Source organism: Streptomyces resistomycificus (genome assembly GCF_001514265.1).
GTDB classification, from domain to species: domain Bacteria; phylum Actinomycetota; class Actinomycetes; order Streptomycetales; family Streptomycetaceae; genus Streptomyces; species Streptomyces resistomycificus.
In genome coordinates this window covers 1-18,313 of sequence record NZ_KQ948993.1, presented here as the reverse complement: position 1 = coordinate 18,313, position 18,313 = coordinate 1, and the positions used below count along the sequence as shown (strand labels likewise).

Annotated in this window: 16 protein-coding genes; 9 read left to right on the top strand and 7 right to left on the bottom strand. The window is 71.1% G+C overall.

Annotated features, from left to right (window positions below):
* Positions 1 to 63 precede the first annotated feature (63 nt).
* The 4 genes from AQJ84_RS21395 to AQJ84_RS21380 are packed head-to-tail and all read left to right on the top strand — an operon-like array spanning position 64 to position 3,792.
* Complete coding sequence (locus AQJ84_RS21395; protein ID WP_030045339.1) at positions 64 to 1,131, top strand: glucose-1-phosphate thymidylyltransferase; 1,068 nt, start codon at positions 64 to 66, stop codon at positions 1,129 to 1,131.
* Positions 1,128 to 2,120 (top strand): dTDP-glucose 4,6-dehydratase, encoded by a 993-nt coding sequence (gene rfbB, locus AQJ84_RS21390; RefSeq protein ID WP_030045340.1) that lies wholly within the window; start codon positions 1,128 to 1,130, stop codon positions 2,118 to 2,120. Before AQJ84_RS21395 ends, rfbB begins: the two co-directional genes overlap by 4 nt.
* A complete protein-coding gene (gene rfbD, locus AQJ84_RS21385) occupies positions 2,117 to 2,992 on the top strand; it encodes a dTDP-4-dehydrorhamnose reductase (RefSeq protein ID WP_030045341.1) in 876 nt (291 codons plus the stop codon). Before rfbB ends, rfbD begins: the two co-directional genes overlap by 4 nt.
* Positions 2,989 to 3,792 (top strand): class I SAM-dependent methyltransferase, encoded by an 804-nt coding sequence (locus AQJ84_RS21380; RefSeq protein WP_030045342.1) that lies wholly within the window; start codon positions 2,989 to 2,991, stop codon positions 3,790 to 3,792. The genes rfbD and AQJ84_RS21380 overlap by 4 nt, the downstream gene beginning before the upstream one ends.
* A 78-nt stretch (positions 3,793 to 3,870) precedes the next feature.
* Here the strand turns inward: AQJ84_RS21380 and rfbC are convergent, their stop codons facing one another.
* A complete protein-coding gene (gene rfbC, locus AQJ84_RS21375) occupies positions 3,871 to 4,479 on the bottom strand; it encodes a dTDP-4-dehydrorhamnose 3,5-epimerase (RefSeq protein ID WP_053193669.1) in 609 nt (202 codons plus the stop codon).
* Between the two features lie 4 nt (positions 4,480 to 4,483).
* Positions 4,484 to 6,466: a glycosyltransferase family 2 protein gene (locus AQJ84_RS21370; protein ID WP_053193666.1), complete on the bottom strand. Its 1,983-nt coding sequence runs from the start codon at positions 6,464 to 6,466 to the stop codon at positions 4,484 to 4,486.
* A 180-nt stretch (positions 6,467 to 6,646) separates the two neighbouring features.
* Between AQJ84_RS21370 and AQJ84_RS21365 the strand changes: the two genes are divergently transcribed.
* Complete coding sequence (locus AQJ84_RS21365) at positions 6,647 to 7,147, top strand: metallophosphoesterase family protein (RefSeq protein ID WP_030045345.1); 501 nt, start codon at positions 6,647 to 6,649, stop codon at positions 7,145 to 7,147.
* 208 nt (positions 7,148 to 7,355) lie between these two features.
* Positions 7,356 to 8,270, top strand: coding sequence for an aminoglycoside phosphotransferase family protein (locus AQJ84_RS21360; RefSeq protein ID WP_053193664.1), 915 nt, complete (start codon positions 7,356 to 7,358; stop codon positions 8,268 to 8,270).
* An 8-nt stretch (positions 8,271 to 8,278) separates the two neighbouring features.
* On the opposite strand, the gene AQJ84_RS21355 is transcribed toward AQJ84_RS21360, so the two are convergent.
* A complete protein-coding gene (locus AQJ84_RS21355) occupies positions 8,279 to 9,382 on the bottom strand; it encodes an XdhC family protein (RefSeq protein ID WP_030045348.1) in 1,104 nt (367 codons plus the stop codon).
* A gap of 465 nt (positions 9,383 to 9,847) precedes the next feature.
* Between AQJ84_RS21355 and AQJ84_RS21350 the strand changes: the two genes are divergently transcribed.
* Together AQJ84_RS21350 and AQJ84_RS21345 are read left to right on the top strand one after the other, a co-directional pair.
* Positions 9,848 to 11,818: an elongation factor G gene (locus AQJ84_RS21350; protein WP_053193661.1), complete on the top strand. Its 1,971-nt coding sequence runs from the start codon at positions 9,848 to 9,850 to the stop codon at positions 11,816 to 11,818.
* Positions 11,819 to 11,898: 80 nt separating this feature from the next.
* Positions 11,899 to 13,758 (top strand): cellulase family glycosylhydrolase, encoded by a 1,860-nt coding sequence (locus tag AQJ84_RS21345; RefSeq protein ID WP_078632451.1) that lies wholly within the window; start codon positions 11,899 to 11,901, stop codon positions 13,756 to 13,758.
* A gap of 97 nt (positions 13,759 to 13,855) precedes the next feature.
* Here the strand turns inward: AQJ84_RS21345 and AQJ84_RS21340 are convergent, their stop codons facing one another.
* The gene (locus AQJ84_RS21340) at positions 13,856 to 15,106 is read right to left on the bottom strand and encodes a YncE family protein (protein ID WP_030045352.1); all 1,251 of its coding nucleotides are present in this window, start codon (positions 15,104 to 15,106) and stop codon (positions 13,856 to 13,858) included.
* A 221-nt stretch (positions 15,107 to 15,327) separates the two neighbouring features.
* Between AQJ84_RS21340 and AQJ84_RS21335 the strand changes: the two genes are divergently transcribed.
* Positions 15,328 to 15,990 (top strand): TetR/AcrR family transcriptional regulator, encoded by a 663-nt coding sequence (locus AQJ84_RS21335; protein WP_030045353.1) that lies wholly within the window; start codon positions 15,328 to 15,330, stop codon positions 15,988 to 15,990.
* 76 nt (positions 15,991 to 16,066) lie between these two features.
* On the opposite strand, the gene AQJ84_RS21330 is transcribed toward AQJ84_RS21335, so the two are convergent.
* The 3 genes from AQJ84_RS21330 to AQJ84_RS21320 form a co-directional block, all read right to left on the bottom strand.
* Entirely contained in the window at positions 16,067 to 17,296 is a 1,230-nt protein-coding gene (locus AQJ84_RS21330; protein ID WP_053193656.1) for a glycosyltransferase, read from the bottom strand.
* A 101-nt stretch (positions 17,297 to 17,397) separates the two neighbouring features.
* A complete protein-coding gene (locus AQJ84_RS21325; RefSeq protein WP_030045356.1) occupies positions 17,398 to 17,727 on the bottom strand; it encodes a hypothetical protein in 330 nt (109 codons plus the stop codon).
* Positions 17,724 to 18,313: cytochrome c oxidase subunit I (locus AQJ84_RS21320; RefSeq protein WP_211276880.1), on the bottom strand; the 590-nt coding region annotated here is incomplete at its 5' end. The genes AQJ84_RS21320 and AQJ84_RS21325, both read right to left, overlap by 4 nt.

The following is an 18,313-nucleotide window of genomic DNA, read 5'->3' as shown; positions in this document are numbered from 1 at the left end:
CCGGGCGTAACACGCAAGCCACGCACTCGCCATGGTCCGTTCGACCGGGCTAAGGTGACGCAGATGAAGGCTCTCGTGTTGTCCGGCGGCGCCGGTACACGGTTGAGGCCGATCACGCACACCTCGGCCAAACAGCTGGTGCCCGTTGCCAACAAAGCTGTCCTGTTCTACGGCCTGGAGTCGATCGCCGCAGCCGGCATCACCGACGTCGGAATGATCGTCGGTGACACCGCCGCCGAAATCCAGGAAGCCGTCGGTGACGGCTCGAAGTTCGGCCTGGAGATCACCTACATCCCCCAGGAACGCCCACTAGGTCTCGCCCACGCGGTGCTGATCGCCCAGGACTATCTGGGTGACGACGACTTCGTCATGTATCTCGGCGACAACTTCATCGTCGGTGGCATCACCGGCCTCGTCGACGAGTTCCGCACCCACCGGCCCGACGCCCAGATCCTGCTCACCCGGGTCCCCGACCCCCGCGCCTTCGGTGTCGCCGAACTCGACCCGCAGGGCCAGGTGATCAGCCTGGAGGAGAAACCGGAGAACCCCAAGAGCGACCTCGCTCTGGTCGGGGTGTACCTGTTCACCTCCGCGATCCACGAGGCGGTGCGCTCCATCGAGCCGTCCTGGCGCGGCGAGTTGGAGATCACCCACGCCATCCAGCACCTCATCGACGTCCACTCCGACGTACGTTCCACCGTCATCCAGGGCTACTGGAAGGACACCGGGAACGTCGCGGACATGCTGGAGGTCAACCGCAGGGTGCTGGAGACCATGAACCGCCGGATCGACGGCGAGGTCGACGACAAGTCCGAGACCGTCGGACGGGTCATCGTGGAGGAGGGGGCGCGCATCGTCGGCTCCCGCGTCGTGGGTCCCGTCATCATCGGCGCCGGAACCCTGGTCAGCGACTCCTACGTCGGCCCCTTCACCTCCATCGCGGAGAACTGCCGGATCACCGACAGCGAGGTGGAGTTCTCCATCGTGCTGCGGAACTCCTCGATCGACGGCGTGGGCAGGATCGAGTCCTCCCTGATCGGCCGCCACGTCGAGGTGACCCCGGCCCCCAACGTGCCCAGCGCCCACCGACTCGTCCTCGGAGACCACAGCAAGGTGCAGATCCACACATGAACCTCCTCGTCACCGGCGCCGCCGGGTTCATCGGCTCGACCTACGTCCGCACCCTGCTCGCGGGCGAAGCGGGCGAGGCATCCGACGCACCCCGGATCACCGTGCTCGACAAGCTCACCTACGCCGGCACCCTCGACAACCTCGAACTCGACCATCCCCGACTGGAGTTCGTCCAGGGCGACATCCGCGACGCCGAGCTCGTCGACAAGCTCATGGCCGAGGCCGACCAGGTCGTGCACTTCGCCGCGGAGTCGCACGTCGACCGCTCGATCGCCGGGGCGGACGACTTCGTCCTGACCAACGTGGTCGGCACCCAGACCCTGCTGGACGCGGCTCTGCGGCACGAGGTGGGAACCTTCGTGCACATCTCCACCGACGAGGTCTACGGCTCCATCGAGGAGGGCTCCTGGCCCGAGGAGCACCCGCTGCGGCCCAGCTCCCCGTACTCCGCCTCCAAGGCCTCCTCCGACCTGCTCGCCCTCGCCTACCACCGCACCCACGGCCTGGACGTCCGCGTCACCCGCTGCTCCAACAACTACGGGCCGCACCAGTTCCCCGAGAAGGTCATCCCGCTGTTCATCACCAACCTCCTGGACGGCAAGAACGTCCCGCTCTACGGCGAGGGCCTCAACGTCCGCGACTGGCTGCACGTCGAGGACCACTGCCAGGGCGTCGAACTCGTGCGCACCAGGGGCCGCGCGGGCGAGGTCTACAACATCGGCGGCGGCACCGAACTGAGCAACAAGCAGCTCACCGGCCTGCTGCTGGAGGCCTGCGGGGCGGACTGGGACCGCGTCGACCACGTCACCGACCGCAAGGGCCACGACCTGCGCTACTCGGTCGACTGCACGAAGATCCGCGAGGAGCTCGGTTACCGGCCGCGGCACGACTTCGCGGCCGGCCTCGCCGACACCGTCGCCTGGTACCGGGACAACCGGGCCTGGTGGGAGCCGCTCAAGCGCCGCGCCGCACAGCAGGTGACGTCATGAAGTGGCTGGTCACCGGGGCGGGCGGCATGCTCGGCCAGGACATGGTCGACGAACTCCTCGGACGCGGTGAGCAGGTGACGGGCCTCGACCGTGCCGCGCTGGACATCACCCGCTCCGAGGACGTGGAGCGCGTCTTCGCCGAGCACCGGCCCGACATCGTGGTCAACTGCGCCGCGTACACGGCCGTCGACGACGCCGAGACCGACGAGGAGCGGGCGCTGCTGATCAACGGCGAGGGGCCGCGTCTGCTGGCCCGCGCCTCGGCCGCACACGGCACGAGACTCGTCCACGTCTCCACCGACTACGTCTTCGACGGCGACGCCCGCAGCACCCCCTACCCCGAGGACCACGAGCCGGCCCCACGTACCGCCTACGGGCGTACCAAGTTCGCCGGTGAGCTGGCCGTGCTGCGTGAACTCCCCGGCGCCGCCGCCGTCGTGCGCACCGCCTGGCTCTACGGCGTCCACGGCCGCAGCTTCGTCCGTACGATGACCGAACTCGAAGCCCGCCGCGACACCGTCGACGTCGTCGACGACCAGCGCGGCCAGCCCACCTGGAGCGCGGACGTCGCCGCCCGGATCGCCGATCTCGGCCCCCGGATCGGCCGCGACGCGAGCGGTGTCCTGCACGCCACCAACTCCGGCGAGGCCACCTGGTACGACCTGGCGCGCGAGGTGTTCCACCTCCTCGGCGCCGATCCCGACCGGGTGCGCCCCGTCGGCAGCGAGGCCTTCTCCCGGCCCGCGCCCCGTCCCGCCTACAGCGCCCTAGCGCACGGCCGCTGGCAGTTGCTCGGTCTGCCGCCGCTGCGTGACTGGCGTTCCGCCCTGAACGAAGCCCTTCCCCGGATCCGCAAGGAGTCCCCTGCGTGAAACGCCATGAGTTCCTGCGGGAGCTGCACAAGGTCAGCGCCAACCGCAACTACCTCGAGATCGGGGTCAACGACGGTCGCAGCCTGACCCTGTCCCGCGTCCCCAGCATCGCGATCGACCCCGCCTTCAAGGTGGTCACCGAGATCCGGTGCGACGTCCACCTGGTGAAGGCCACCAGCGACGACTTCTTCGCCCGGGACAACCCCCTCGGTCACCTCAAGGGCGGCCGCCACCCCGTGCGCAACCTGCGTCGGGGCCGTAGCCCGATCGGCTACTGGCGGCGCACCACCCTCGACCTGTCGTTCATCGACGGCATGCACCTGTTCGAGTACGCGCTGCGTGACTTCATGAACGTGGAGAAGCACTCCGACTGGTCGAGCGTGATCGTGCTCGACGACATGCTGCCCCGCAACATCGACGAGGCGGCCCGCGACCGGCACACCGGCGCCTGGACCGGTGACGTCTACAAGGTCGCCGAGATCCTCAACCGTTACCGGCCGGACCTGGTCACCGTCCACGTCGACACGCAGCCCACCGGTCAGCTTGTCGTCTTCGGCGCCGACCCGGAGAACACGGTGCTGCACGACAAGTACGACGAGATCATGGCCGAGTTCAACGTGCCGGACCCGCAGAAGGTGCCCGAGGCGGTCCTGGAGCGGGTACGGGCGGTCCCGGCGAAGGAACTGCTCGAAGCCCCCTTCTGGGGTCCGCTGACCAAGGCCCGCAACCTCGGTGTCCGCCGCTCCCGCGGCTGGGACCCGCTGCGCAAGGCCCTGGAGCAGGTCTCGCCCGGCCGCTGAGCCGGCCGGCCCACAAAGACGGCCCCCGGCCGCCGACCACCCGAAGGGGCAGGTCGGCGGCCGGGGGCCGACTCACGTTCAGTCGTCGAGCGGTCCGCCGCGCAGGTCCTTGTAGTAGGCCGAGCAGGTCGCGTACGACGGCAGCAGACCCGACGCCTCGGCCTCGGCCAGCGACGGCGCCTCCGCGTCCTTCGGGGACAGCAGCGGCTCGATGCCCTCGGGCCAGGGAAGGCCGAGCGCGGGGTCGAGCGGGTTCACCCCGTGCTCACGGTTCGGCGCGTAGCCGGTCGAGCACAGGTACACCACGGTCGCGTCGTCGGTCAGGGCCATGAACGCGTGCCCGAGCCCCTCGGCGAGGAACACGGCGTGCCGGTTGTCGTCGTCGAGCCGTACGGCCTCCCACTGCCCGAACGAGGGTGAGCCGACGCGCAGGTCGACCACCACGTCGAGGACGGCGCCGCGCACGCAGCTGACGTACTTGGCCTGACCGGGCGGCACGTCCGAGAAGTGCACCCCGCGCAGCACGCCCCGCCTCGAGACGGAGCAGTTGGCCTGCGCCAGCGACAGGTCGTAGCCGGTGGCCTCACGGAACTCCTCGCCACGAAACCACTCGTGGAAGGTGCCCCGCTCGTCCGGGAAGACCTTGGGCTCCAGCACCCAGGCCCCTTCGATCCCCAGTGATCGCACGCTCTCAAGCCCTCCAAGCCTTGATCCGACGGGCCGCCTTCCGGCGGACGCGTCCGAGTACCCGCCGCGCCCTGCGCACCAGTCGCTGCGCGGTGCCCGGCCCGGGCGGACGCACCGGCCGTACCGGGCGCACCACCTGCACACCACCCGCCGTGACCCGCAGGGCCAACGGCAGCGGGAGGAAACGCGGTTCGTCGGCGTCCGGGGCGAGGCTCAGCGCGACCTGCCAGGTCGGTCCCTCCAGGTCACCGGCCGGCAGCTTGGCCTCCAGCACCGCCCCGGAGCCGTTCGGGTCCGGCGACAGCGTGCCGGGGACCTCACGGGCGGCGGTGGAGGTGAGCCGCAGCAGCACGTCCGTGTCGCCGGGCACGTGCAGCGGAAGCGGTACGCGCAGCCCGTCACCGCTGACGGTGACGTCCTGGGGCGTGACAGCGGCGAGGCCGAGCCGCTTGGTGGCGCGGTCGACGTCCAGGGCGAGATGGGCCTGCGGATCGGTCCAGTACGGCAGGACCACGCGGCCGCCCGCCACACCGGCGGAGGTGGCCGTGCGGTCCTTGCGGGGAACGGGTCGAACCGGCCCCAGCCGGCCCTCCTTGGTCCAGCCGCCCAGCTTCACCCGAACGAAGAAGTCCCACAGGCCCGCGTTGACGGGAGCGCCGTCGGCCGCGGTGCCGGGACGGACGACGGCCGTGGCGCGCAGCACCAGCCGGACCCGCCCGCCCTCCTCCACCGGGACGATCTCCCGGGTGAACTCGACGGGCTGGAAGTACTGTGCGGCGGTGGCGCGTTGACGCAGCAGCAGGTCCGCCGTGGCCGTACCGAAACGGGCGACGCTGTCGGCCGCCACCCGGGCGACCGCCTCGGTCACGTCCTTCGGCGCGCCGGACGGCGAGGTGCCGGCCGGGCCGGCCGGGAACGTCATCGGCTCACCGCCGACCGTGTACTCGGCGGACAGGCCGATCCGCAGCGCGCCGTCCTCCCACCGGACGTCGACGGGCGTCGCCTTGAGGGCGACGGACGCCTCCCACTCGGCGAACGCCACGACGTCGTCGAACCGGTCGGCGGCGATCAGCGCGGCGACGATCTGCTGCGTCGGCTGCAGGCCGGCGGCCACACCGGGCCCGAAGCGCTCGACGACGACCCCGTGGATCTCGTCGAACATCTCCTTGCGGTAGTCCGCGGGCAGGGCGAGCAGCCGCCGCCCGCGCATCCGCTCGACCATCTCGTTGCGCAGCCAGCGCCGCAGGAGCCGGTCACGCAGCGGTCCCGGCTCGGTGTATTCCTCGACGACGTCGAGCGCCTCGCGGAGGTTCTTGAAGTAGCCGCCCGGGTCGAAGCGCTGGAAGCCCGCGTTGGACGCGTCGTCACGCTTGACGTGGTAGTAGCAGACGTAGTCGCTGAGCACGGAGACGTTGTCCGCGCGCAGGAACGCCTCCGTGACGAAGACGTGGTCCTCCAGGCGCCGCCGGCCCTCGGGGAAGCGCAGACCGATGTCGTCGAGGAAGGCCCGGCGGAACATCTTGTGCGGGGTGAGGCTGTCGATCAGCGGGGCGTTCTCGACGGTGGCGCGCGGATGGTTGCGGCGGAACAGCTCCACCGGCACCGGGCGCCCCTTGCCCGCCATCTTGCCGATGACCACGTCGGCGCCGTTGGCGACTCCGTAGTCGTACATCCGCTCCAGGGCCTCGTCGCCGAGGTAGTCGTCGTTGTCGACGAACATCACGTACTCGCCCTGGGCGGCGGCGATCCCCACGTTGCGTGGCTTGCCCGACCAGCCGGAGTTCTGCTGGTGGACGACCGTCACCAGAGTGTTCTCGGCGGCCACCTCGTCCAGGCGGGCGGGTGTCTCGTCGGTGGAACCGTCGTCGACGAAGATCACTTCGTATTCGTCGGGAGGCAGTGACTGCCTCAGCAACGAGGCGACGCAGTCCTCGATGTATGTCCCCGGGTTGTAAACGGGAACGATGACGCTGACCTTCACCGGCATCGGGCTCCGGGCCCCCTCAGGTCGCTTGCCGTGGGTGATTTCGCTGGTACGCGTGGGCAGATGCTAACCCCACCGGGCCCGTTCTCCCGCCTCGGCCCTCCGGTGAGGACGCCCGGCGTGTCCCCGAGTGACGGACTTGCGTGTCCCTCCGTGCCGCCCCCGCGCGGGTAGCCTGGCGGTGTGCGCCTCCTCCTCATGTCGGACACCCACCTTCCCCGGCGCGCCAAGGAGCTCCCCGCGCCCCTGCTCGCCCAACTCCCGCGCGCCGACGCCGTGTTCCACGCCGGGGACTGGGTCGACGTGGCCACGCTCGACCTGCTGGAGCGCCGCAGCGCCCGGCTCGTCGCCGTGTACGGCAACAACGACGGGCCACAGTTGCGCGCCCGGCTCCCCGAGGTGGCGTACGCCGAACTCGGCGGCCTGCGCTTCGCCGTCGTCCACGAGACGGGCTCCGCCCAGGGACGCGAGGCACGCTGTGCCGCCCGGTTCCCCGACGTCGACGTGCTGGTCTTCGGGCACAGTCACATCCCCTGGGACACCACCACCGCCGGCGGACTGCGGCTGCTCAATCCCGGTTCGCCGACGGACCGCCGCCGTCAGCCGCACTGCACCTACATGACCGCGGCGGTGGCCGACGGCCGCCTCTCGGACGTACGACTGCACCGCCTGCCCCCGCGGTAGGGGGCGGTGCGCGGTAGGTCCGGGCCGCTCCGTGTAGGGGAAGCGGCCCGGGTGCTGTGCGTATGCGTTGCCACGGACCTCCTTCCTGGCCGGAGGTGCGGACAAGGGCACGCTGCCCTCATCCCTTGCGCGCCGCGTACCCCTGCCGAGCGGCCCCACACACCTAATTCGCTGGACGCTCGCCCGGCGTCCCGCTGAACTGGACGGCGTGCTGATCGACGCTTCCCTCGTACGCCGTCTGCTCGCCACCCAGTTCCCGCAGTGGGCGCGGCTGCCCCTCGCCCCGGTTCGGCAGTCCGGCATGGACAACGCCACCTTCCGGCTCGGGCCCGACCTGTCGGTGCGGCTCCCGCGCCACGCCCGCTGGGCGGGCCAGGTGGAGCGCGAACACCGCTGGCTGCCGTACCTCGCCCCGCGGCTGCCGCTGCCGGTCTCCCAGCCGGTCGCGCGGGGTGAGCCCGGCGAGGGCTACCCGTACCCGTGGTCGGTGTACCGCTGGCTGGAGGGTGACACGGCGACGACCGGGGGACTGGCCGACCCCGTCCGGGCCGCGCGCGACCTCGCCGGGTTCCTCAGGGGCCTGCGGTCGGTCGACGCCACCGGCGGACCCGGTCCCCAGGACAGCAACGCCTTCCGCGGGGTGCCGATGGGCGACGAGCGGGACTCACTGGCCGCCGAAGCGCGCGTACGGCCCAAGCTCGAGGCGCTGAAGAAGTCGGGCCTGGTCGACACGGACCCGCTGACACAGGTGTGGGAGGCGGCGCTCGCGGCCCCCGCCTGGGACCGGCCGCCGGTGTGGATCCACGGGGACCTCGACGCGGGGAACCTGCTGACCGTGGACGGCAGGCTCAGCGCGGTGATCGACTTCGGGACGCTGGCGGTGGCCGATCCCGCGGTGGATCTGCTGCCCGCCTGGAAGCTCCTGCCCGCTTCGGCGCGGGACGCCTTCCGGGAGGAGATCCGCCTGGACGACGCGACCTGGGCGCGCGGCCGCGGCTGGGCGGTGGCGGGGTCGCTGCCGGTGCCGGACGACCCGTTCTTCCAGGCGGACCCCGCCCGGGTGACCGCGGCCCTGAGCCACCTCGACGCGGTGGTGGAGGACCACCGGCGCCACGGCGCCTGAGGGCCGGGTCATGAGTCGGCGGGGTGGATGGCTCCCGCGGTCCGCGTCAGCGGGACGCCGCTGCCGCCCCAGCGCAGCGCGACGATCTCGGCGGCCACGGACACGGCGACCTCCTCGGGTGTCCGGGCGCCGAGATCGAGCCCGACCGGGGAGCGCAGCCGGGCCAGCTCGGCCGCGGTGAGTGAGGCCTCCGTCAGGCGTCGCATGCGGTCCTCGTGGGTACGGCGGCTGCCCATCGCCCCGATGTAGGCGGCCGGCCGGCGCAGCGCCTCCTCCAGCAGCGGTACGTCGAACTTCGGGTCGTGGGTGAGTACGCAGATCACCGTACGGTCGTCGGTGCCGGTGGCCCGGAGGTAGCGGTGCGGCCAGTCCACGACCACCTCGACGCCCTCGGGGAAGCGCCGGGGCGTGGCGAACACCGGGCGGGCGTCGCACACCGTGACGCGGTAGCCGAGGAAGTCGCCGACGCGGGCGACCGCGGCCGCGTAGTCGATCGCGCCGAAGACCAGCATGCGCGGCGGGGGCGCGAAGGAGTGCAGGAAGACGGAGACCGCGTCCTCACGGCGTTCGCCGTGTGGTCCGTAGTGCCTGACGCCCGTGGCGCCGAGGGCGAGCTCGCCGCGCGCGTCAGCGGTGACCGCCGCGTCCAGGCCAGGCGTGCCGAGGGTGCCGGCGACCCGGTCCGGCCACACCGCGAGCGTGGTTCCGCGCGGCGCCGGGCCGTCGGTCACCGTGGAAACGGTCACCGGGCGGCCCGCGGCGACGGACTCGGCGACCGCGCCGAAGGACGGGTCGGTCTCGGGGGTGACGGGCCGGACCAGCAAGGTGATCTCGCCGCCGCAGGTGAGGCCGACCGCGAAGGCGTCGGCGTCGCTGTAACCGAAGGTCTCCAGGCGCGCCGCCCCGTCCGCCACCACCTCCCGGGCGAGCTCGAAGACGGCCCCCTCCACACAGCCGCCGGACACGCTGCCGACGACCTCGTCACCCGGACCGACGGCCATGGCCGCACCGGGATCGCGCGGCGTGCTGCGGCTGACCGCGACCACCGTGGCCAGGCCGAAGGGCGTGCGGTCCGCGTACCAGCCGCTCAGCACCGGGAGAATGTCACGCACGATCCGCTCCTCCTGCTCAAGCCGTTTCGGCTCCCCTCACAGCGTCCACGCTCGGCAGCGCCGCCGCGAGTTCGGCCGCCAGGGGTCGGGCTGCGCGCGTATCGGCCCAGGTCACGTGGTGCGCGAGGCGGTGCGAGCGTCGTATCCGGGCCACGGGCACCGCCGGCTGCCACGCTCCTGGCCGCTTCGCACCGGCTGCCACGCTCCCAGCCGCTCCGCACCGGCCCTCCGCACCAGCCCTCCGCACCGTGCCGGCAATCCGGTTGCTCGCCGTTTCCGGCCACCGAACGGAATGGTGGGGCTCCTGGAGACGACCGACCCCGCGCTTAATGCGTTGCGGCAGGGAGCCCACACCTGGTGCACTTCAGGTGACCTTGTCGCCGCACGATCCAGGAGCAGCAATGCGAGCACCGTTCATGTCCGCCCAGGAAGGAATCACCCTCACTCCAAAGGACATGACGCTTCGTGCACTTGCTCAACCTCGGAATTCTCGCGCACGTCGACGCAGGTAAGACCAGCCTGACCGAGCGGCTGCTGCACTCGGTCGGTGTGATCGACGAGATCGGCCGCGTCGACGACGGGAACACGCAGACCGACACCCTCGCGCTGGAGCGCCGGCGCGGCATCACCATCAAGTCCGCCGTCGTGTCGTTCGCGGTCGACGACGTGACGGTCAACCTCATCGACACTCCGGGCCACCCCGACTTCATCGCCGAGGTGGAGCGGGTGCTCGGCGTCCTCGACGGCGCCGTGCTCGTGGTCTCGGCCGTCGAGGGGGTCCAGGCGCAGACCCGCGTCCTGATGCGGACCCTGCGACGGCTGCGCATCCCCACGCTGGTCTTCGTCAACAAGATCGACCGGCGGGGCGCGGACTGTGACCGTGTGCTGCGGGCGATCGTCGAACGGCTCACGCCCTCCGCGGTGCCGATGGGCGCTGCCGCCCGGCTCGGCACCCCCGGCGCGCACTTCGTCCCCGGCCTCGGTCCGGCCGCGCTCGACGTCCTCGCCGAGCAGGACGACGACCTGCTCGGCGCTTATGTCGAGGGCACCCTCTCCGGCGCCCGGCTCCGTGCCGCCCTCGTCGACGGAACCCGGCAGGCCGTGGTCCATCCGGTGTACTTCGGCTCCGCCGTCACGGGCGCGGGCGTCGACCAGCTGATCGACGGGGTCAAGGAACTGCTGCCCGCCGCCGACGGGGACCCCGACGGTCCGCTCTCGGGCACCGTCTTCAAGGTCGAGCGGGGTCCGGCGGGGGAGAAGGTCGCGTACGCGCGGATCTTCTCCGGAACCCTCCGCACCCGCGCCCACGTCCCCCTCGGGGACCTCCGCGAGGAGGGCAGGATCACCGCGATCAGCGTCTTCGACCACGGCACCCACGTCCGCCGGGACACCGTGTCCGCCGGCCGGATCGCCAAGGTGTGGGGCCTCGCCGACATCAGGATCGGCGACCCCCTCGGTGAACTCCGCAAGGCGCACGGGCAGTTCTTCGCGCCGCCGACCCTGGAGACCGTGGTCGTCCCGGGGCCGGGAACGGACGGCGGGGCCCTCCACCTGGCCCTCACCCGGCTCGCCGAGCAGGACCCGCTGATCGGCCTGCGCCACGACGAGGTACGGCGGGAGACCTCCGTGTCGCTGTACGGCGAGGTGCAGAAGGAGGTCGTCCAGGCCACCCTCGCCGACGAGTTCGGGCTCGACGTGACCTTCCGCCAGACCACGCCGCTGTGCGTGGAGCGGCCGGCGGGGACGGGGGCGGCGGCCGAGTTCATCAAGAAGGACGCCAACCCCTTCCTCGCCACCGTCGGCCTGCGCGTCGACCCCGCGCCGACCGGCTCGGGGATCGACTTCCGCCTGGAGGTGGAGCTCGGGTCCATGCCGTACGCGTTCTTCAAGGCCGTCGAGGACACCGTGCGGGACACCCTCGGACAGGGACTCGACGGCTGGCAGGTCGTCGACTGCACGGTCACCATGACCCACTGCGGCTACTGGCCCCGCCAGAGCCACTCGCACCAGGGCTTCGACAAGAGCATGTCCAGCACCGGCGCCGACTTCCGCGGCCTGACCCCGCTGGTCCTCGTCGAGGCGCTCAGGCGCGCGGGCACCCGGGTCTGTGAGCCGGTGCACCGCTTCCGGCTCGAGGCCCCGGCGGACGCCCTCGGCGGCCTGCTGCCGGTCCTGGCCGCGCTGCGGGCCGTCCCGCGGACGACCGAGACCCGTGGCGAGCTCTGTGTCCTGGAGGGTGTGGTCCCGGCGCACCGGGTACATGAACTGGAACAGCGGCTTCCGGGACTCACCCGGGGAGAGGGCGAACTGGAGAGCGCGTTCGACCACTACGAACCCGTCACACACGGCACCGCGCCGCGCAGGCCGCGCACGGACAACAACCCGCTGAACCGCAGGGAGTACCTGCTGAACGTGACCCGCCGGGTGGGCACGTGAGACTTCGGGCAGCGAAGTAGAAACTTACTCAACAGTCAGAAGTGTTGACGTTGTCCCGAAATCACCGGACTGTAATGGACATGCCGAATATACGCGCGCGTCTGCTCGTTGTTCTGGTTGTCCTCTCCGGATTCCTGACGGCGACGGGCGTGAGACCCGCCACCGCCGAAGCCCTCCCCGACTCCCTCTGGTTCGACGACACCGCCGTCACCGTGCAGGACGGCCGCTTCACCGACGGCCAAGGCCGTGAGGTCGTCCTGCGCGGCTACAACGTCTCCGGCGAGACCAAACTGGCCGAGAACAACGGTTTGCCCTTCGCCTCCGTCGCCGACGCGAGGAAGTCGGCCACCGCGCTGCGCGCCCTCGGCGGCGGCAACACGGTCCGCTTCCTGCTCTCCTGGGCGTACGCCGAACCCGTGCGCGGCCAGGTCAGCACCACCTACCTGGCCGCCGCGACGGCCCAGATCAAGGCCTTCCTCGACGCCGGCATCCGCGTCTACCCCGACTTCCATCAGGACCTGTACTCCCGGCACCTGTTCGATCCGGACAGCTGGTACACGGGCGACGGCGCGCCCCAGTGGGCCGTGGAGGCCGGCGACTACCCGGACGAGAACTGCGGGATCTGCCTGTTCTGGGGCCAGAACATCACCCAGAACGAGGCCGTCAAGCAGGCGACGTACGACTTCTGGCACAACGCGTACGGTCTCCAGGACGCGTTCCTCACCACCGCCCAGAAGACGATGGCCTACATCAAACAGAACGCGAGCCCCGCCCAGTTCGCGGGCGTCGTCGGCTTCGACCCCTACAACGAGCCGCACGCCGGCGTGTACGACTCCGGCCAGACCAGCCGCGGTTGGGAACGCGACGTGCTGTGGCCCTTCTACGAGAGGTTCCGCACCCGCATGGACGCGGCGGGCTGGCAGGACAAGCCCGCCTTCGTGGAGCCGAACCTCTTCTGGAACGCCAACCTCGACTTCCAGAAGCAGGAGGGCGGACTCCTCGACGCCGGCACGCTCGGCCCGGACTACGTCTTCAACACCCACTTCTACGACCAGAAGGCCATCTCCGGCGTCTTCATGTGGGGGAAGGCCGCCGACGGTCAGTACGCCGGCGACTTCGGGACCGTCCGCGACCGCGCGGCCGCGACGAACACCCCCGCCGTCGTCAGCGAGTTCGGGCACCCGCTCGCCGGCAACGTCTCCGACAAGGCACCGACCGTCCTCAAGGCGATGTACCAGGCGCTCGACTCCCGCCTGCCGGGGGCGAGTTGGTGGTCGAACCCGAAGGGGTCCGGCCCGGTGCTCTCCGGTTCGCAGTGGCAGTGGGACATCTACAACGGGCGTCATCACGAGCTGATGAACGGCAATCCCGACAAGGTCCTCACCACCGGGGACGCCTGGAACGACGAGGACCTGTCGGCCGTGGGTCTCAACGACTCGGGGACGGCCGTGCTGCGCCAGGACGCCCGGCTGCTGGACCGCGTCTACCCGAGCGCCACCGCCGGTTCGACCGTGGCCTTCACCTACGAGGACCGCTCCCGCGACGGCTCCACGACCCTGACCTGGAACCCGGTGCCGAGTTCACTGCCGAACGTCTCCCGGCTGGTGGGCTCGGGGCAGTACGGGCTGCTGCTGTGGCGCTCGGACGGCACCTCGGCGCCCACCGAACTGCACCTGCCTGCCTCCTTCCCGACCTCCACCACCACGGTCGTCTCCGACCTGGGCACCTCCTACGCCCCGCCGGCGTACACCAGGACGACCCCCATCGCCACGGCCCCCGAACCGGGCGGCACCGGAAGCCGCCGCCTGCTGCTCACCGCACTCGACGACGGAGTCCTGCACTACGCGCTGGTGACCAACGGGACCACGGCCCCCGCGCCGAGCCTGCTGAGTGCCGCCCGCACCGAGCTGTCGGCGTGGGCGGCGCAGCGGGTCGGCTGAACCCCGACGACCCTCCCGTTCCGCCGAGGCCGAGGCCCCGCGGGAGGGGAGGGTCGATGGGCCGGTGAACCGCCGGGTCGGACAGGGCGGGGTCGGGTCAGGAGGCCGTCCCCGTCCAGTCCGCGCCCACATGCCCCAGGCGTACGCGCTGCGGGTGGTCGCCGACCGGCACGGAGACCGTCTTGCGCCCCGTGGCGAAGTCGATGGCCGTGACCTGGTCGGCGCCGCTCTCGGAGACGACACAGCTCCTGCCGTCGCCGCTGACGGTCGCCCAGTAGGGCTTGGCGACCGGGACCAGCGGGCCCTCCTGCAGCGTGGCGCGGTCGACGACGGTCGCGTAGTCGTCCATGGTGCCCGCCACGCACAGCTTGGAGCCGTCGGGCTTCATCGAGATGCCGTGGTGGCGCGAGTCGTTGACGAAGGTGGTGCGGTCGTCGCTGGTCGCGGGGTTCTTCGGCAGGGTCTTCGTCCGGGTGATCTTGTCGGTGGCGATGTCGTACTCGAAGAAGCCGTTGAAGAACGACACCTGGAAGTACAGCTTGGACTCGTCCGGGGAGAAGACGGCCGGACGCACCGCGTCGGAGTGCTCCTTGAGGCCGATCGCGTCGAGCCGCTGCCGCATGTCGATGACCTTGACCTGCCGGTAGGTGGTCGCGTCCACGACGGTGATGAGGCGGTTGCCCTTCGTCCAGTCCAGCCACGGGGCGTCGGAGTCGGTGTTGACGTCTCCGATGGCCATGTTCCAGATGTACTTGCCGTCCTTGGTGAAGATGTTCTCGTGCGGCTTGTCGCCCGTGCCGAAGGAACCGAGCTCCTTGCCGGTCTCGATGTCCAGCACGTGGACCTTGTTCCCGGTCGACGCCGACACGGCGACGCGCTTGCCGTCGGGGGAGACCGCCATGTGGTCCGAGCGGTAACCCGACACGGGGAAACGCCAGTTGATGCCACCGGTGGCCAGGTCGATCGAGACGACGTCCGCGAAGCTCGGCCGCGAGACAACGACCGACGTGCCGTCGGGGGTGGAGTACATGTCGTCCACGAACTGGTCGTGGCCCTCGCCGACGCTGTTGCGGATGGCCATGAAGTAGATCCACTTGATCGGATCGGCGTTGATCTCCGCCATCCGCTGGTCCTTGTCGGGGATGACGTTGATCCGGCCGACCTTCGCGAAGTCCCCGGTCGACTTGATGACGTCGGCGGTGCCGTCCCAGTTGTTGCCGACGAACATCACCTCGCGCAGGGCCGCGGCCGAGCTGTCCGAGGCGGCGGCGAAGGTCGCGGGAGCGGTGACGGTCAGGACGAGGGCGGCGGCCACAGAGCACAGGTGCCTGGGTCTGATAGCAGGCATGACTGCTCTCTCCTCTGAGATGGGGGCATGGGGGACATGACGGCATGAGTGGGACATGCCAAAACGCAGGCGAAATCGGTGCGGAGGATCTGAACACGGTTGGATTCAGATTCAACTTACTGCAAAGTAAGGAGGGGGTGCCCTTCTCCACAAGACTGCGTACACGACAAAATTGGCGGTGGGGCGGATGATCGGACTCGGGGCGGGAGAGGGAGGTACGGGTGGCGGGCAGGCTCAAGGCCCCGACCGGCCGTTACGGCGGTAAGACGGCCGAGCAGCGCCAGGCCGAGCGGCGGCGCCGCTTCCTGGACGCCGCGCTCCAGCTCTTCGGCGACGTGCCGGGATACCGCGCCACCACCGTCGCCGCGCTCTCGGAGACCGCCGGACTGTCCACCCGCCAGTTCTACGAGGAGTTCCGCACCCTCGAAGACGTGCTGGCCGCGCTGCACCTCCAGGTCAACGACTGGGCCGAGCAGGCCGTGATCGCCGCGGTGACCGGCGCCGAGCACCTGCCGCTTGCCGAGCGCGCCGCCGCGATCTTCCGCGCGTACGCCGCGAACGTCACCGCCGACCCGCGCCGTGTCCGTATCACCTTCGTCGAGATCATCGGCGTCAGCCCGCGCCTGGAGGAACAGCGGCTGGCCCGGCGCGCCCGCTGGGTCCGGCTCGTGTGCGCCGAGGCGGAGGCGGCCGTCGCGCGCGGGGAGGCGGCGCCCCGTGACTACCAGCTCGCGGCGACGGCCTTCATCGGCAGTGTCAACGGCCTGCTGCACGACTGGAACGCGGGGTGGGTGGAGGCCACCCTGGACGAGGTGGTCGACGAACTGGTCCGGCAGCTGCTGGGCATTCTGCAGCCGGTGGGGTGGGGGCCGCAGGAGATCTGACGCCGTCCGTACCAGTCCGCGTCGAGGCGTCGGGGCGAGTCCGGATGCTCGCCGGGTGGCGCAGGGCGCGAGTCGCCTAGCCGGCCAGCCGATTCACCGCGTCCACCACCGGCGTCACCCCGTCCTCGTCCCGGATGCGTTCCCCCAGCTCTCGCGCCCGCTGCCCGTACCCGCGATCACGGATGGCCTCTCCGAGCGCCGCGGCGAGCGTGTCGGCGGTGAGGCGGCGCAGTGGCAGGGCGCGGGGGGCCACGCCCAGGCCGACCAGCCGCGCCGCCCAGAACGCCTCGTCGAACTGGATCGGCACCGGCACGGCCGGCACGCCCGCCCGCAGTCCGGCTGCCGTCGTGCCCGCCCCGGCGTGATGGACGACCGCCGCAGTGCGGGGGAAGAGCAGGGAGTGCGGCACCTCGTCGACGGTCAGCAGGTCGTCGCCGGAGGCTTCCAGTCCGGCCCAGCCCCGCTGGATCACCCCGCGCAGGCCCGCCGCCCGCAAGGCCCGCACGATCTCGGCGCCGAGACGTCCGGGATCCGGTACGGTCGCGCTGCCCAGCCCCACGAAGACCGGCGGTGGCCCGGCGTCGAGGAACTCCTCCAGCTTCGACGGGAGCCGCTCCTGGCCGTCGTACGGCCACCAGTAGCCCGTGACGTCCAGCCCCGCCCGCCAGTCGTGCGGCCGGGCGACCACCAGCGGGCTGAAGCCGTGCAGCACCGGCCAGCCCTGCCGCTCCCGGGCCCGCAGTCCCGCGGTCGTGCGCGCGCGGGGCAGTCCCAGCCTGGTCCGCAAGGGCGGCACGGCCGCGGCGAATACCTGTTCGAGGGCGAGGCTCACCCCCGCTCCGGCGACGCGGTTGGCGACGGCACCCCAGGAGCCGACGCCCAGCATCGGAGGAGCGAACTCCCGGGTGGGGGAGAGGGGTTGGAGGTGCACGCCCATGCTCGGCAGCGACAACCCCTCGGCGATGGTGTGCCCCAGCGGGCCGAGGGAGGCGGCGATCAGCAGCGCGTCGCTCGTACGGGCGGCCGCCACCAGGTCGTCCGTCATCCGCCCGGCCAGCGCCCGTGCCATCGCCACCACCCGCACCAGCTTGCCCGCACCGGTCGCACTGCGGTGCAGCCCCCGCCCGCGCGAGGACTCCAGCTCGGCCCGCGGGTCCACCGGCAACGGGTGGAACCGGAGCCCGGACCGCGCCGCCAGCGGTTCGAACCGGGCGTGGGTGACCAGGGTGACCTCGTGTCCGGCGCGGGCCAGACCGTGCCCCAGGCCGGTGTAGGGGGCCACGTCGCCCCGGGATCCCGCCGTCATGATCGCTACGCGCACGCCGGTCAGTATGGCGTCTCAAGGCACCCGCCCGCGCGAAAGACCCGTGTTCCACGGCGACTTCACGCCGGTCGCGCCCGGCATGATCACATCAGGAGCAGCGCGACGGTCATCGCGGTCATGGCGGCGCCGCCCAGCAGGCAGCAGGCCAGCAGACGGCGTCGGAGGCCGCGGTAGGTGTTCTCGTACTCGTGTCTCAGCTCCGCGGCGCGGGTCGCCGTGCGCTGCCACGAGGTGTGGGCGAGGGTGAGGTACTCCGTCTCGAAGCGGCGCTCCACCTCCTCCCGCTGGGCGTCGGTCAGCCAGTGGAGCGGAGCCGTGAAGCGTGTGGCGGCGGTGCGTCCCTCCACGCGGGTGGCGGCCAGGAGGAGGTGACCTTCGATGTCGTTGAGGAGTGTGCGGGTGTCGTGGCTCACCGGGCCGTCAACTCCCTTGCCGGTGAGGGGGCATGATGCAGGTCGAACGCGGGGGACTCACTGCGGATCCGGGGCAGTGCCACGAAGTTGTGGCGCGGGGGCGGGCAGGAGGTGGCCCACTCCAGTGAGCGGCCGTAGCCCCACGGGTCGTCGGCGCCGACCGGTCTGCCGTACTTGGCCGTCTTCCACACGTTGTAGAAGAAGGGGAGGAAGGACAGGCCGAGCACGAAAGAGAAGACACTCGACAGCGAGTTGAGCGTCGTCAGGCCCTCGACTGCCAGATAGTCCGGAATCCGGCGCTGCATGCCGTTCACGCCCAGCCAGTGCTGGACCAGGAAGGTGCCGTGGAAGCCGATGAACAGCGTCCAGAAGGTGATCTTGCCGAGCCGCTCGTCGAGCAGCTTGCCGGTGAACTTCGGCCACCAGAAGTGGAAGCCGGAGAACATCGCGAAGACGACGGTGCCGAAGACCACGTAGTGGAAGTGCGCCACCACGAAATAGGTGTCGGAGGTCGGGAAGTCCAGCGGGGGTGAGGCGAGCATGACGCCCGTGAGGCCGCCGAAGACGAACGTGACCAGGAACCCCA